11 protein-coding genes are annotated in these 12757 nt (G+C 60.8%); 4 read left to right on the forward strand and 7 right to left on the reverse strand.

From position 1 onward, the window contains the following. The first annotated feature begins 462 nt into the window (after positions 1-462). Positions 463-2430, forward strand: coding sequence for a M23 family metallopeptidase (locus ASC96_RS27875; protein ID WP_060506336.1), 1968 nt, complete (start codon positions 463-465; stop codon positions 2428-2430). 81 nt (positions 2431-2511) lie between these two features. Here ASC96_RS27875 and ASC96_RS27880 read toward each other — a convergent pair whose 3' ends face one another. Continuing rightward, the gene (locus ASC96_RS27880; protein WP_060506337.1) at positions 2512-3489 is read right to left on the reverse strand and encodes a DMT family transporter; all 978 of its coding nucleotides are present in this window, start codon (positions 3487-3489) and stop codon (positions 2512-2514) included. 89 nt (positions 3490-3578) lie between these two features. On the opposite strand from ASC96_RS27880, the gene ASC96_RS27885 reads away from it, so the two are divergent. Continuing rightward, positions 3579-4058 carry an Lrp/AsnC family transcriptional regulator gene (locus ASC96_RS27885; RefSeq protein ID WP_060506338.1) on the forward strand — a complete coding sequence of 160 codons (480 nt, stop codon included), beginning with the start codon at positions 3579-3581 and terminating at the stop codon, positions 4056-4058. A gap of 98 nt (positions 4059-4156) precedes the next feature. Here the strand turns inward: ASC96_RS27885 and ASC96_RS27890 are convergent, their stop codons facing one another. Next, a complete protein-coding gene (locus ASC96_RS27890) occupies positions 4157-4474 on the reverse strand; it encodes an Atu4866 domain-containing protein (protein ID WP_112834733.1) in 318 nt (105 codons plus the stop codon). Beyond that, positions 4474-5199 (reverse strand): SDR family oxidoreductase, encoded by a 726-nt coding sequence (locus ASC96_RS27895; RefSeq protein WP_060506339.1) that lies wholly within the window; start codon positions 5197-5199, stop codon positions 4474-4476. The genes ASC96_RS27890 and ASC96_RS27895 overlap by 1 nt, the downstream gene beginning before the upstream one ends. A gap of 108 nt (positions 5200-5307) precedes the next feature. Here ASC96_RS27895 and ASC96_RS27900 point away from each other — a divergent pair, with 108 nt between their 5' ends. Then, on the forward strand, positions 5308-6198 hold the full coding sequence (locus ASC96_RS27900; RefSeq protein WP_060506340.1) for a LysR family transcriptional regulator: 891 nt from the start codon (positions 5308-5310) through the stop codon (positions 6196-6198). Positions 6199-6258: 60 nt separating this feature from the next. Here ASC96_RS27900 and clpB read toward each other — a convergent pair whose 3' ends face one another. From clpB to ASC96_RS27915, 3 genes are all read right to left on the reverse strand, one after another. Further along, complete coding sequence (gene clpB / locus ASC96_RS27905; protein ID WP_060506341.1) at positions 6259-8862, reverse strand: ATP-dependent chaperone ClpB; 2604 nt, start codon at positions 8860-8862, stop codon at positions 6259-6261. 180 nt (positions 8863-9042) lie between these two features. After that, entirely contained in the window at positions 9043-9930 is an 888-nt protein-coding gene (locus ASC96_RS27910) for an aminoglycoside phosphotransferase family protein (RefSeq protein ID WP_060506342.1), read from the reverse strand. Between the two features lie 269 nt (positions 9931-10199). Further along, positions 10200-11219: a hypothetical protein gene (locus tag ASC96_RS27915; protein WP_060506343.1), complete on the reverse strand. Its 1020-nt coding sequence runs from the start codon at positions 11217-11219 to the stop codon at positions 10200-10202. Between the two features lie 137 nt (positions 11220-11356). Between ASC96_RS27915 and ASC96_RS27920 the strand changes: the two genes are divergently transcribed. After that, positions 11357-11941, forward strand: coding sequence for a TetR/AcrR family transcriptional regulator (locus ASC96_RS27920; RefSeq protein ID WP_060506344.1), 585 nt, complete (start codon positions 11357-11359; stop codon positions 11939-11941). A gap of 24 nt (positions 11942-11965) precedes the next feature. Here ASC96_RS27920 and ASC96_RS27925 read toward each other — a convergent pair whose 3' ends face one another. After that, on the reverse strand, positions 11966-12628 hold the full coding sequence (locus ASC96_RS27925) for a DUF2268 domain-containing putative Zn-dependent protease (protein ID WP_060506345.1): 663 nt from the start codon (positions 12626-12628) through the stop codon (positions 11966-11968). Positions 12629-12757: the final 129 nt, after the last annotated feature.

A 12757-nucleotide genomic window follows, 5' to 3' on the forward strand; every position in this document is an offset into this window, starting at 1 on the left:
AGCCCGAAGCGTTCCCGCCTGAAACCCCAAATCCGCACCAAACTTTCGTAAGAAACTTCAGAGCGAGTTCGTCGGTCGCCAGCAGCGCCGCCGCCCTCGTTGGTGAGCGGTTTATAGTCCCAGACATCCTTCACAGTCAACAGGGTTTTTGAAAAAAATGACAGTTTTTTGACAAAAGCCTGCGCCGTAAGGCTTTGCTGCGTTGCGGCAATCGGGATAACCCTTTGTATAGGCCGGAAAACACATTCTCGCCCTCACTTCTTCACAATTGGCGCTCTAATCAGCGCTTCGCAACTGCGTCTTGAGGCTTCTTCTCTATAGGGAAGCCTTGCACTCTATAGGCACCTTATGGAGTGATGGCCGTTCTGTTTGACTTGAAGGCGTGAAAGATGCACATCTTCGCACAACATACCCGGACCATAATAAGAAACGGCGCGTAACCAGGGACCCCGCTCGATTGGCATGATCACGGACAAGACCATGATACGGTCGCTCGGCAACGAGCCGCCGATCCTTGCAGATGGACGCAAGGCTCCCGACCGGCGCGAGATTTCCCTGCGCTGGCTTTCGGGCACGTTTCTCACCGGCATTACATCCAGCCTCTTGATGGGCGTCGCATTGTTCGCAGCCCTTGACGGGCGCCAGCAACTGGCCATCCCTGCCGAAGCCTATGCCGCCATGGATCCGTCCGTCCGTGGCTCGCAGCCGACCGCAGCCGCCAAGCGCGGCGACCGTATCTTGAGCCCCAGCATCGTTGCCAAGCCATCCGACCGCACCATCATGGAAGTCTCGACCATGACCCATGATGGCGAAAAGGAAGTGGTTCGCCGCCAGCCGTTCGCGCATGTGAAGATGACGCTTGCCGCCAACCACCAGCCGGCGGAAAAATATCCCTCCTTCGATCCGCTGGCCATTTTTTCCAGCGACGATGCGGATGCGCCACCACCGGTCAGCCGGACCGGCACGCTCTATGGCTCCGATGTCGAATCCGAAGTGGCGCTGAAGACGGTGGATTTTCCGCTGAAGGGCTCGACGCTGAAATTCGCGCCCTCGATGTCGATGGACGAGGTCGAGGAGAATGTCCGCACCAATGGTTCGGTGCTGACCGACGGCAATACCCAGCTGGCCTCGTTGTTCTACATCGATCCGCGCCGCTTTGCCTCTGACGCTTCCGATCTCGACCTGATCCAGGGCCTGTCGGCCAGGGTGGTCGAGGAAAACATGACCGTCTCCGCGTTTGAGACGATCACCGACCAGACGACCGAATATGCCGACGACGTCATTCCGGTGCGCCGGGCAACGCCGATCGCCACCGTTCTGATCAATGCCGGTTATGGCAAAGCCCAGGCCGAGGATCTCGCCGGCTATCTGCGGCCAGCCCTCGACGCAACCGATCTGCAGGAAGGCGACGTCCTGCGCATCGGCATCATCCAGAAAGGTGAGAACGACGAGGCCAAGGTCGTGCGTGCCACCGTTTACACACGCGGCGCCCATGTCTTTACCATGGCGCTCGACGACAAGGGCAATTTCGTCAAGGCTTACGAACCGCCGCAACTGGCAGCCGTTGCCAGCGCCTTTGACGATAATGGAACCCCGGTCATAACCTCCGGCCACGACCTGCCGCGCGTCTATGATGGTGTCTACCGCGCCGCCCTCTCCTACGGCATGAATTCGACGATGATCGCCCAGATCATCAAGCTTCTGGCCAGCAATGTCGATTTCCAGGCGCAGCTGAAGCCGACCGACCGTCTTGAAGCCTTCTTCTCCGTCGCCGACAGCAGCGGCAAGGCAACCGACGATTCAGAACTGCTCTACGTCAACGCCAAATTCGGCGACGCCGAGACGCGCTTCTACCGGTTCCAGGATCCGGACGACAATTCGATCGACTATTACAACGAACAGGGCAAGAGCATCCGCCAGTTCCTGCTGCGCAATCCCGTTCCGAACGGCACGTTCCGTTCCGGTTTCGGCATGCGCCGCCATCCGATCCTCGGCTTTTCGCGCATGCATACCGGTGTCGACTGGGCGGCTCCGCGCGGCACGCCGATCATCGCGGCCGGTAACGGTGTCGTTGAAAAGGCTGGCTGGGATTCCGGCGGTTATGGCAATCAGACGCTGATCCGCCACGCCAATGGTTATGTCTCGTCCTACAATCACCAGAGCGCAATCTCCAAGAATGTCACTGCCGGTTCGAAGGTCGTTCAGGGCCAGGTGATCGGCTGGGTCGGCACCACCGGCCTGTCGACCGGGCCGCACCTGCACTATGAGCTGATCGTCAACGGCAACCGCGTCGACCCTTTGCGCATCCGCCTGCCCGGCGGCAAGTCGCTCGACGGCAAGGCGCTCGCCCAGTTCGACAAGGAACGCGGACGCATCGACGAATTGCTGGCCAAGGACAATGGCAGCGCCGAAGTGGCAGCCGCACAGTAGCGCGGTTTTGCCCGCTGTGGCCCCGGGTGCCCTCATCTTCCGGTGGCCGCATTTCATGCTGTGCAGCCCTGGATACCGTTTTTATACAGAACACTGTTTGGTATGGAGTTCGCAGCCGGGAGATGATGCGGTGTCATCAAGCAAGGAGGCTGCGGGTCTCCCGGAAAAGACGTTGACGGCACAACAGACGCCGGCAATCTGCAACCCGGCTCCAAGCACTTCCCACCAAAGCGGCCAACGGCCTTCGAATGCAAAGCCGTAGGCAAGACCGAAGACCGTTTCGGCGGCAATGAGCTGGGCCGCAAGAGCAAGAGGCAGACGCCGGGAAGCGACGACCCAGCACCAGGTCGCAAGCCAGGACCCGGCCAACCCCATCACCAACGCCCACCCCATGAAGCGATACAGATCGTGTTCCTGGAATGCATCCATCTGCGTCAGCGACGACAGGGGGAGCAGGAAAAGACTTGCCGCAGCAGCGCCGATCCCCTGCAGCCCCGTCCATTTGAGGCCGTCAGGCGCGTCAGCGGAACGCATGACGGCCGCGTTCACCAATCCATAGACAACCCATATCACCAGCGCGGCGATACTCGCCAGGATACCGCGTTGAAGTGATTGCGTATCGGCAGCATCGATCCGCCCAAGTGCTGCGACATTCACAATCGCGACGCCGGCCCCGGTCAGCAGCAAAGGCAAGGCAAGAGCCGCCCACGGCGCGGTGCGATCACGCGCATTGCCGATAACAGCAAGAAGCACAGGCATGGCGCCGATGATAACGGGAGGGATGGCGGCGCCCGCCAACTGAACGGCAAACGCGGCACAAATGAAATAGCCGGTATAACCGGCGCCGCCGAGAAGCAGACCCGTGAGCAACCGCCGTGGTGCAATACCGGTCGGCCGGAACCGCCTGCCGATCATCAGCAGGGCGCAGGCCAGCCCGAAAATCCCGTAGCGGGCGACGGTCAAGTCCCATGCGGTGAACGGTTCGACAGCGCGGGGCGCAACAAATGTGAGGCCCCACAACGCGCATGTGGCAAGGCCGGCCAGGATTCCGAACAGCATTTTTCATCCCTTTTTCAAAGGATGATCATTCAACATCATTCGCTTGTTTTATATGGAAAAGACGCGGTAAATCTCCTATTCTGCCTTCCATGAAGAAAGCAAAATCAGACATCGGCGTTCAATTCGGAAAGTCCTCATTGGACGATACGGACGCGCGGATTTTGACGGAACTCGATTCCAACGCACGGCTCTCCATGAGTGAACTGGCCCGCGCCGTCGGCATGTCGCAACCGAGCGTATCGGAGCGGGTGCGCAAACTGCAGGCGGCCGGGACCATCCGCGGCTTTACGATCGACGTCGATACGCGGGCAATCGGCTACCCGATACGGGCCATGGTGAAAATCAGACCGCTTCCGGGCAAGCTGCACCTTGTCGAGCGGCTGATTCAGGAGCAGCCGGGATTTATCGAATGCGACAAGATCACCGGTGACGATCCTTTCCTCGCCCGTCTGGTCGTCAATTCGATCGAACAGATGGACGATGTTCTTGAAAGCCTGTCCGAACACGCCGTCACCAGCACAGCCGTCATCAAGGGAACGTCGGTCAAACGGCGCTTGCCACGGCTGTAGCAAGCACAAAGCAGGACCACCTGCTCCATTGATACCAGCGATAACCGTCCAACACGCGATTTCGCCTCAAACCTGGCCAGCAGGCCATGCCTCCTCCGTCACTTCCGGTACAAAATCATCCCGCCATGGTAAAGCACCCCGTCGATGAAATCACCGTCGGCAGTAAAGCCGGTATCGTCCCAATAGTCGATATGATCGCCTGTGACGCTATAGCGCCCCTGATAGGCGCTTTTCCGATGTCCCCGCGCCTCGTCATAGCGGCCGTTCGCCAGCAATTCGTGCCGGACATGGCCATCGCGGGTGACCCACAAGCCGACATAGGGGTGGGGCCTTTCCATTGTAGTCATCGTGTCCCCTGCGAAGGTTGCGCTTGCAAGCGCTGCGAAAAGAAAAATCGTCAGAACGGCGCGGTTCATCAGTGCGCCGCCCGTGTTGGCCTGACGACAATCTCGTTGACGTCGACATCATCAGGCTGCTCGATGGCGAAGCGCACGGCCCGGCCGATCGCATCCGGCTGCAGCGCGATGGCGCGGTACGTCTTCATGGCGTCGGCCGCCGCTGGGTCGGTGATCGTTCCGGCCAGTTCGCTTTCCACCACACCCGGATGGATGCAGGTAACGCGGATATCGTCCCGCTCCTGCCGCAACCCGTCGGAGATCGCCCGAACCGCAAATTTGGTGGCGCAATAGACTGCAGCTGTTGGAACCACGCTGAGCGCACCGATCGAAGCGATGTTGATCACATGGCCTGACCCGCGCTGGGTCATTTCGGGCAGCACCGCCGCGATCCCGTAAAGCACGCCCTTGATGTTGACATCGACCATCCGCTCCCATTCGTCCACCTTCATCGAGGCCATCAGGGATAGCGGCATGACACCCGCATTGTTGACGATGACGTCGACGCGGCCAAAGGCCTGCCGCGCTGCATCGGCAAAGGCCGCCACATCGGCGCGATCTGTCACATCGAGGCGGCGCGTTTCCACCTCCCCTCCTCCCGCACGGATTTCTTCGGCAAGTGCATTGAGACGATCCTCCCGGCGGGCGCCGAGCATCAATTTGAAACCGGCGCCGCCCAACGCGCGGGCGATGCCGGCACCGATGCCGCTGGAGGCGCCGGTAATCAGAACAACCTTGTCAGACATGTGATGATCCTTCCTGTTCTAGCCTGATTGCTTGCCAGAAAGGTAACGCTCCATCATTGTCGCGATAAGATATCGATACGTGACTTCACTGGACAGAAAATCTAACCAATGCAGCTGGACCTAAATGCACTCTCAGTCTTTGCCCTTGTTGCGCAGGAACGGAATTTCCGGGCGGCGGCAGACCGCATGGGGGTCACCCGCTCCGCCGTCAGCCAGACGATATCGCGGCTGGAGGAAACGCTCGGCATCCTGCTCGTACGCCGCACGACGCGCAGCGTCAGCCTGACGGAGGAAGGCCAGCGGCTCTATGACGATATCGCCCCCGCCATTGCCGATGTCGGCGCAGCCCTGTCGGCGGCTGCCGATATCCGGGGTCGCCCCCGGGGCCAGTTGCGGCTGGCCGTCTCCTCGATCGCCGAAAAATTCCTGTCCGGCGCGCTATTGACGGCGTTTGCCGATGCCAATCCCGATGTGCGGATCGATATCACTGTGACGGACGAAGAGTTCGATATCGTTGCCGAAGGCTATGACGCAGGCGTGCGTCTTGGCGAAGTGATTGCGCAGGACATGATCGCGGTTCCGGTGTCCGGTCCGCAGCGGCAGCTTGCAGTCTGCGCGCCCGCCTATCTGCAGCACTGCAACCCGCCGCATCATCCGCGCGATCTTGGCCATCACCGGTGCATCGGCTGGCGTCCGGCCCCGGCCGTCGCGCCCTACCGTTGGGAATTCACGGAGGATGGCCGGGATTTCAGCGTCGCGGTCGAGCCCGAGTTCACCACCAACGACATGGGGTTGATGATCCGGCTCGCCTGCGCCGGCGCCGGCATCACTTTCGGCATGGAGGACAGCTTTCGCCCGCTGATCGACCGCGGCCTGCTCGTGCCTTTGTTGGAAGACTACAGCCAGCCATTCGCGGGCTTCTATCTCTATTACCCCAATCGCCGCAACCTGACACCGAGGCTTCGAGCGCTGCTGGACATGGTCCATCGCATGAAATGACGATACAAAAAAACCTCCCCGGGCTTACCCAGGGAGGTTTTCACTATTGTCGGAAGGGCCTTACGCCGCAGCCTGTTCGCCGCCGCGCAGCTTGAAGTTCAGGCGATCCGAGCCGGCGAAGGCCTTGATCGTCGAACCGTCCGGGAAATTGCCCTGGAGGATCTGCTCGGCGAGCGGGTCCTGGACATATTTCTGCACGGCCCGCTTCAGCGGACGTGCGCCATAGGCCGGATCGTAGCCCTTGTCGGCGAGGAAGGCACGGGCCTCGTCGTCGAGTTCCAGCGTGATCTTGCGGTCGGCGAGCAACTGACGCAGGCGCGAAAGCTGGATATCGACGATCGCGCCCATTTCGCCGCGCTTCAGGCGGTGGAACAGGATGATCTCGTCGACGCGGTTGAGGAATTCGGGGCGGAAATGCCCGCGCACCACATCCATCACCTGATCGCGCACCGTGTCGCTGTCATCGTTCTCACCAAGCCCGACGAGATATTCCGCCCCGAGATTGGAGGTCATGATGATCATCGTGTTGCGGAAATCGACGGTGCGGCCCTGACCATCGGTCAGGCGGCCGTCATCGAGAACCTGTAACAGCACGTTGAAGACATCCGGATGTGCCTTTTCGATCTCGTCGAACAGCACCACCTGGTAGGGCTTGCGCCTTACCGCTTCGGTCAGCGCGCCGCCTTCCTCGTAACCGACATAGCCCGGAGGGGCACCGATCAGCCGCGACACGGAATGTTTCTCCATGTACTCGGACATATCCATGCGCACCAGCGCCGTTTCGTCGTCAAACAGGAAGCGCGCCAAAGCCTTGGTCAGTTCCGTCTTGCCGACGCCGGTAGGCCCCAGGAAAATGAACGAACCGATCGGACGGTTTGGATCCTGCAGACCTGCCCGCGAACGGCGAACCGCGCGCGAAACGGCCTGAACCGCATCACCCTGGCCAACCACCCATTGCGACAGCTCGTCTTCCATGCGCAACAGCTTGTCGCGCTGGCCTTCGAGCATCTTTTCCACTGGAATACCGGTCCAGCGGGAAACGACATGGGCGATATTGTCGGGCGTCACGACCTCCTGAACCATCGGATCAAGCGCCGACGAATCCTGGCTTTCGGAAACCTCCAGCTCCTTTTCGAGCTTCGGGATCACCCCATAGGCAAGCTCGCCAGCGCGCTGGAACTCACCCTTGCGCTGGGCTGCCGCCAGTTCGTTGCGGGCCTCTTCCAGCTGCTTCTTCAGATCGGCAGCCAGACCGAGCTTCGATTTTTCCGCCTGCCAGCGCGCCGTCAGCGCATCGGCCTGCTCCTCGAGCCCGGTAAGGTCCAGTTCCAGCTTTTCCAGCCGGTCCTTCGAGGCACGGTCGGTTTCCTTTTTCAAGGCCTCGCGCTCGATCTTCAGCTGCATGATGCGGCGGTCGAGTTCGTCCAGTTCTTCCGGCTTCGAATCCACCTGCATGCGCAGCCGCGATGCGGCTTCGTCCATCAGGTCGATCGCCTTGTCGGGTAAGAACCGGTCGGTGATGTAGCGGTTGGACAGTGTCGCAGCCGCAACCAGCGCCGAATCCGAGATCCGCACCTTGTGATGCTGTTCGTACTTTTCCTTCAATCCGCGCAGGATCGAGATCGTGTCCTCGACATTCGGCTCGTTGACCATGACCGGCTGGAACCGGCGGGCAAGAGCTGCGTCCTTTTCCACATGCTTGCGGTATTCATCAAGCGTGGTGGCGCCGACGCAATGCAGTTCGCCGCGCGCAAGCGCAGGCTTCAAGAGGTTGGACGCATCCATGGCTCCATCCGCCTTGCCGGCACCCACCAGCGTGTGCATCTCATCGATGAACAGGATGATCTCGCCGGCTTCCGCCTGGACTTCGGAGAGAATGGCCTTCAGCCGCTCTTCGAATTCGCCACGGAACTTCGCACCAGCGATCAAGGCGCCCATGTCGAGCGCCATCAGCTTCTTGTCCTTCAGGCTTTCCGGCACGTCGCCATTGACGATACGCGCAGCCAGGCCCTCGGCGATCGCCGTCTTGCCGACGCCGGGTTCACCGATCAGGACCGGGTTGTTCTTGGTGCGGCGCGACAGGACCTGGATGGTGCGGCGAATTTCATCGTCGCGGCCAATCACCGGGTCGAGCTTGCCGTCACGGGCATCGGCCGTCAGGTCGCGCGCATATTTCTTCAAGGCGTCGAAACCCGCTTCGGCATTGGCGCCATCAGCGGTGCGGCCCTTGCGGATTTCGTTGATCACCTGATTGAGCTTGGATGCCGTCAGCCCAGCCTTCGACAGGATGCCGGACGTGGCAGCCGAGGTCTCGATGATCAGCGCCTGCAGCAGCCGCTCGACGGTAACAAAGCTGTCGCCCGCCTTCTTGGCGGCCTCTTCGGCCGTGGTGAAAACCTTGGCAAGCGGCTGCGAAAGCGAGATCGAGCCGTTGCCGCCAGACACTTTCGGCAGCTTGGCAATCGCACTGTCATTGGCAAGTTTTGCGTCCTTGGCACTGCCGCCAGCCCGCTCGATCAACGATGCCGCCATGCCCTGGTCGTCATCGAGCAGGACCTTCAGCACGTGTTCGGGAACGAATTGCGGATGGCCCTGGGCCAGCGCATAGGTCTGAGCCGATTGCAGAAAACCGCGCACGCGCTCTGAGTATTTTTCAATATTCATATGTCTACCTCCGGTAATCGGTCAGCCCACATTTGGCACTGCCGACGGTTGGAATGAGGCTCCCTGAAAAGGCAAGCCCGTGCCGGCCGCACCCTGCATTGCACAGGACCGGCCGTCTGGAGTGAATATGGGGCCGGGATTTTCGAAATTAAAGAGCAGGAAACGTCATGGTTGCCGATTTCATCGCAGGCTTTGTAAATTCGCCGTTCGCGCCCAGTTTTCGACGCTGTCGATCATGATACGCACATGATCGGGGTTGTCGGCAAGCTCTGCCAGCTCGGACAGACGATGCGCCGCCGTCAAAATGTCCACCCGTCGCCGGTCGATCGCCCGGCCGGTCAGAACCTCGTACGATGCGATGATGCGTTCAGTCAGATCCGGCGAAACGAAGCGCGCATAGATGAATTCCTGATGCACCGGCGCAAAACCGGAATCGGCAAAGTCATACATGCCGGTCAATCGCTGGCTTGGGTGGTCGAAGGCCATGTTCCAGCCGTGGCCATCGGAAAAGCCATAGGTTCTGCCGTAAGGATCAGGCCGCAACTGTTCGAACGCATCAATCGCCGCTGCCGCCTTTTGGCGGATATCCCCAGCAAGCATCGGCAGCGCCCTCTCCCGCATCGCGCTCACCGGCTGCCATTGTGCAACAAGCCCTGCCCCGGCGGCCTGCATCGTCGCCTGATCCAGCCGGTGAAGCTCTGCATAAAACCGCCCGAGCCTCTCACCCAGCTCTTGCCGCGCCGCCTCCGGGAGCCGATCGTAATCGGCGGTAATGAGATGCACGCCCTTGAGTTTTTCATGCACGGAAAACAGCGGCGGCCCCTGCTCGATGCGCAGATCGGGCACCGGCATTGCGATCCGCGGCCGGATGACTGCCAGAAGCCGCGCCTCGCGCAGCAGCGCCGTTTCAGCAACCGCATGGCGGGGAAACTTGAAGATCAGCCGGTCATCCACATCGACCGCGATCGAATCCCACCCCGCAGTCGCCAGCTCGAACCGCGACGTGGCAAGCTCCGGAAATCTGGCGATGATAATGCTGCGAAAAGTGGTGGTATCAGATGCATCCATGGCTCATATATAGCGGTTGCAACGACCACAAAAAACCCTCCAGAAGACGAAACCCTCGCGGTGCTCACCGGCGAGGGTTTCCTGCTGACAAATGCTAGAACCGCTTACTGGAAGAAACGGACATTCACCCTCCCGTCATCCTCGCCCTTGTGGCGGGGATCCAGCGACCCGGCGTCCACCGGGTCAAAAGACCAGCCAGTCCAATGACTTGAGCTGACTGGATTCCTGTTATGAGGACGAGAATGGCTGAGGTTTGAGTTACCCCTTCATTAGACTGCAGCCCTTTTGTCCTCAAAAACCGCTCCAAACTCCTTCATCCGGTCAACGTAGTAGCCGGGCTCGATCAGCACTTCCGGCAGATAGAGACCAGCCTTCGGAGCATCCCCGCCCGAAAGGCCCAGAAGCCGTTCTACGCCGAGCGCAACTCCCAACGCCGTCAGCGGCGCCTGTCCCTGCGGATGGACGATTTCGTGCCGGTCCAGCCGCAGCTTGCCGTCCGTCCCCTGCCCCTCGATCTCAATGGTAATTTCCGTCGAAAACGCCTCGCCACGGCGGCGGCTGGCGGAAACGCTATAGGCAAGATCAAGCCGGATCGCCTTGGCATCGGTGCGGGCGGCAAGCGCCATGATGTCGAACGGCGAATAGGCCTGCGCGTCCAGCTCAACACCATCGACACTGACATAACGCGCCTTGGCTTCCTCACCACTCACCCAGTGCATCTTGCCATCCTTGACGGTCAGCGCCGCCGGGGCAGCGCCGGTGATGCGGTTATAGTCCGTCAGCGCCGCCGGTCCGCCCATGTCCTGCTCATCGAGCAGAACGCCGATGCGAACAGCGTCGATCCGTTGAAAATCCTTGGCAAAGGCGAGGACCGGGAAGATCGCCGCACCCGCCAGCCAATGGCTCGCGAGCAGGACCGGCGCCCGGTCCGGCGCATGAACATATTGCGCAACCTCTGGGCCGATTTCGAACGTGCCGCTGGAAATGCTGATATAGGGAATCTTGTGATGCTGCGCATAGCGCATGGAAGACAGCCTGTCGTCCTTGACGAACACCGCGACTGCGCTGAACGCCTCGCCGCCCGAAAGACCCAGATCGGCGCGGTCGAGATCGACCCTGATGCCCGTCGCACCGCCAATCTCGCGGGCAACGGCCTGTGCCTTGGCAAGGTCGCGCCCGCCGATGGCAAGCGGCAGGCTGGGATGCAGTTTGCGAATGGTCCTTGCCGTCCAGCTGCCGACGACGCCGGAGCCGCCGATGATCAGGACTGGGTTTAATGTGCTCGACATGATCTTATCTCCTGAAACATGGAGACATTGGCATATTGCCAATGTTACCAATAGTAAGTTACTACTGGTAGGTAATTTGAAATAGACCGTTTTCAAGAGGCAGACCGCCCGATTGCAACGAAATAAGGAAGGTGGCGATGGCAAAGCCCGAAATGCGCAAACTCCCCAAGCCGGAGCGGCGCACACAGCTCCTCGACACGGCAAGGAACATCCTGCGTGAATGCGGCGCCGATGCCCTGACGCTCGGGCATCTGGCGGAGCGCGCAGGCGTCAGCAAGCCGATCGCCTACGAACATTTCGGCACGCGCGAAGGCCTGCTGATCGCCCTCTCGGAAGAAGTCGAAGCGCGCCATATCGGAAAGCTGAAGGCAGGCCTCGAAAAGGCGGCCCCCGCCCTGCCGGCAATTGCCGGGATCATCAGCGCCGCCTATATCGGCTGCGCGGTGGAAAGCGGGCCGGAATGGCTGGCCATGTCCGGCGCGTTGCGCGGCAATGCGCAGATGGATGCTGTCCAGCAGGCACTGGCCGACGATTATGCCGTCCTCATCGCCGCTTCTCTTGCCCGTTTCTCATCGCTATCTGCAGAGGACCTGAGACTACGCTGCGCCGCCCTTGCCGGGGCTGCCGAAGTCATCGCCCGCGAACTCATCCGCGGCCGGCTCGATGAAACGGCGGCAACGGCCCATCTGGCCGCATTGATCGTCCACGGTATCACCGCCTGACCAGCGGCTGCACGGCCAAGCTTCCTAACCATTCGCCTCCTGCTTCAGCCCCATGGCCAGCACCGTTGCCGCCGGCACATTCACCCAGGTGGCGGCATCCACCGCCCCGGCTTTGTCCAGCCAGCGCCCGGCGATCTGGTATCCCAGCGTGTAGCCGAACCGGCAGGGCTGAGAAGCCGTACCAAAGAACCACACGGCATGGTCATAGTTCGTAGACGCAAGGTCTTCTGCGCTGGGAAGAGCCGCCTGCAGCACCTCTGGCGCGACGGCACATTCCCAAGGCTCCGGCGGCGTGCCCATGAGACGGCGGACAAACTGCCCGGCCAGCCCCTCGGTGACCAGCGCTTCGCCCAGCGTATGCCCATACCCTGGCCCCGCCATGCGCAGGCAATGATGCACCTCGTGAATGATCTGCCTGTTCAGCGCTCCATCCTTGAGGCTGTCTGCGAAATTCGGCTCGTCCGGATCGACCGTCATCGAAAACAGCGTGCTGCGCTGGGCATATCCGGCAATGCCGACGCCAGGGATTGTCGCACCGGCAAGCCGCTGAACGAGAATATCGAGCCGCGGCGGTGACAGCAGCGTTGAAACAGTCCGGTATGACTGTTCGAACGCCGCGGCTATCTCGGCGCGATACCCGGAGAGGTCGCCAGATGCCTCCAGCCAATGCAAAGTCCAGCTATCCATGCAATCGCCCCCGACGCAACCGGCACTGCCGCCAGTTCTTCCCGTCATTTCATACCAATGTCTATGACAGTTCACGGCAACAAAAAACCCGGCCGCAAAACGGCCGGGCTCTTCAAATCATCGGCAAGC

Source organism: Rhizobium sp. Root1204, assembly GCF_001424965.1.
Taxonomy (GTDB): Bacteria; Pseudomonadota; Alphaproteobacteria; order Rhizobiales; family Rhizobiaceae; genus Pararhizobium.

Bases quoted from the DNA above. Each gene is read 5' to 3' on its own strand.
- ASC96_RS27875 (WP_060506336.1), top strand. From the start codon at position 463: ATGATCACGGACAAGACCATGATACGGTCGCTCGGCAACGAGCCGCCG.
- ASC96_RS27880 (WP_060506337.1), bottom strand. From the start codon at position 3,489: ATGCTGTTCGGAATCCTGGCCGGCCTTGCCACATGCGCGTTGTGGGGC.
- ASC96_RS27885 (WP_060506338.1), top strand. From the start codon at position 3,579: ATGAAGAAAGCAAAATCAGACATCGGCGTTCAATTCGGAAAGTCCTCA.
- ASC96_RS27890 (WP_112834733.1), bottom strand. From the start codon at position 4,474: ATGAACCGCGCCGTTCTGACGATTTTTCTTTTCGCAGCGCTTGCAAGC.
- ASC96_RS27895 (WP_060506339.1), bottom strand. From the start codon at position 5,199: ATGTCTGACAAGGTTGTTCTGATTACCGGCGCCTCCAGCGGCATCGGT.
- ASC96_RS27900 (WP_060506340.1), top strand. From the start codon at position 5,308: ATGCAGCTGGACCTAAATGCACTCTCAGTCTTTGCCCTTGTTGCGCAG.
- clpB (WP_060506341.1), bottom strand. From the start codon at position 8,862: ATGAATATTGAAAAATACTCAGAGCGCGTGCGCGGTTTTCTGCAATCG.
- ASC96_RS27910 (WP_060506342.1), bottom strand. From the start codon at position 9,930: ATGGATGCATCTGATACCACCACTTTTCGCAGCATTATCATCGCCAGA.
- ASC96_RS27915 (WP_060506343.1), bottom strand. From the start codon at position 11,219: ATGTCGAGCACATTAAACCCAGTCCTGATCATCGGCGGCTCCGGCGTC.
- ASC96_RS27920 (WP_060506344.1), top strand. From the start codon at position 11,357: ATGGCAAAGCCCGAAATGCGCAAACTCCCCAAGCCGGAGCGGCGCACA.
- ASC96_RS27925 (WP_060506345.1), bottom strand. From the start codon at position 12,628: ATGGATAGCTGGACTTTGCATTGGCTGGAGGCATCTGGCGACCTCTCC.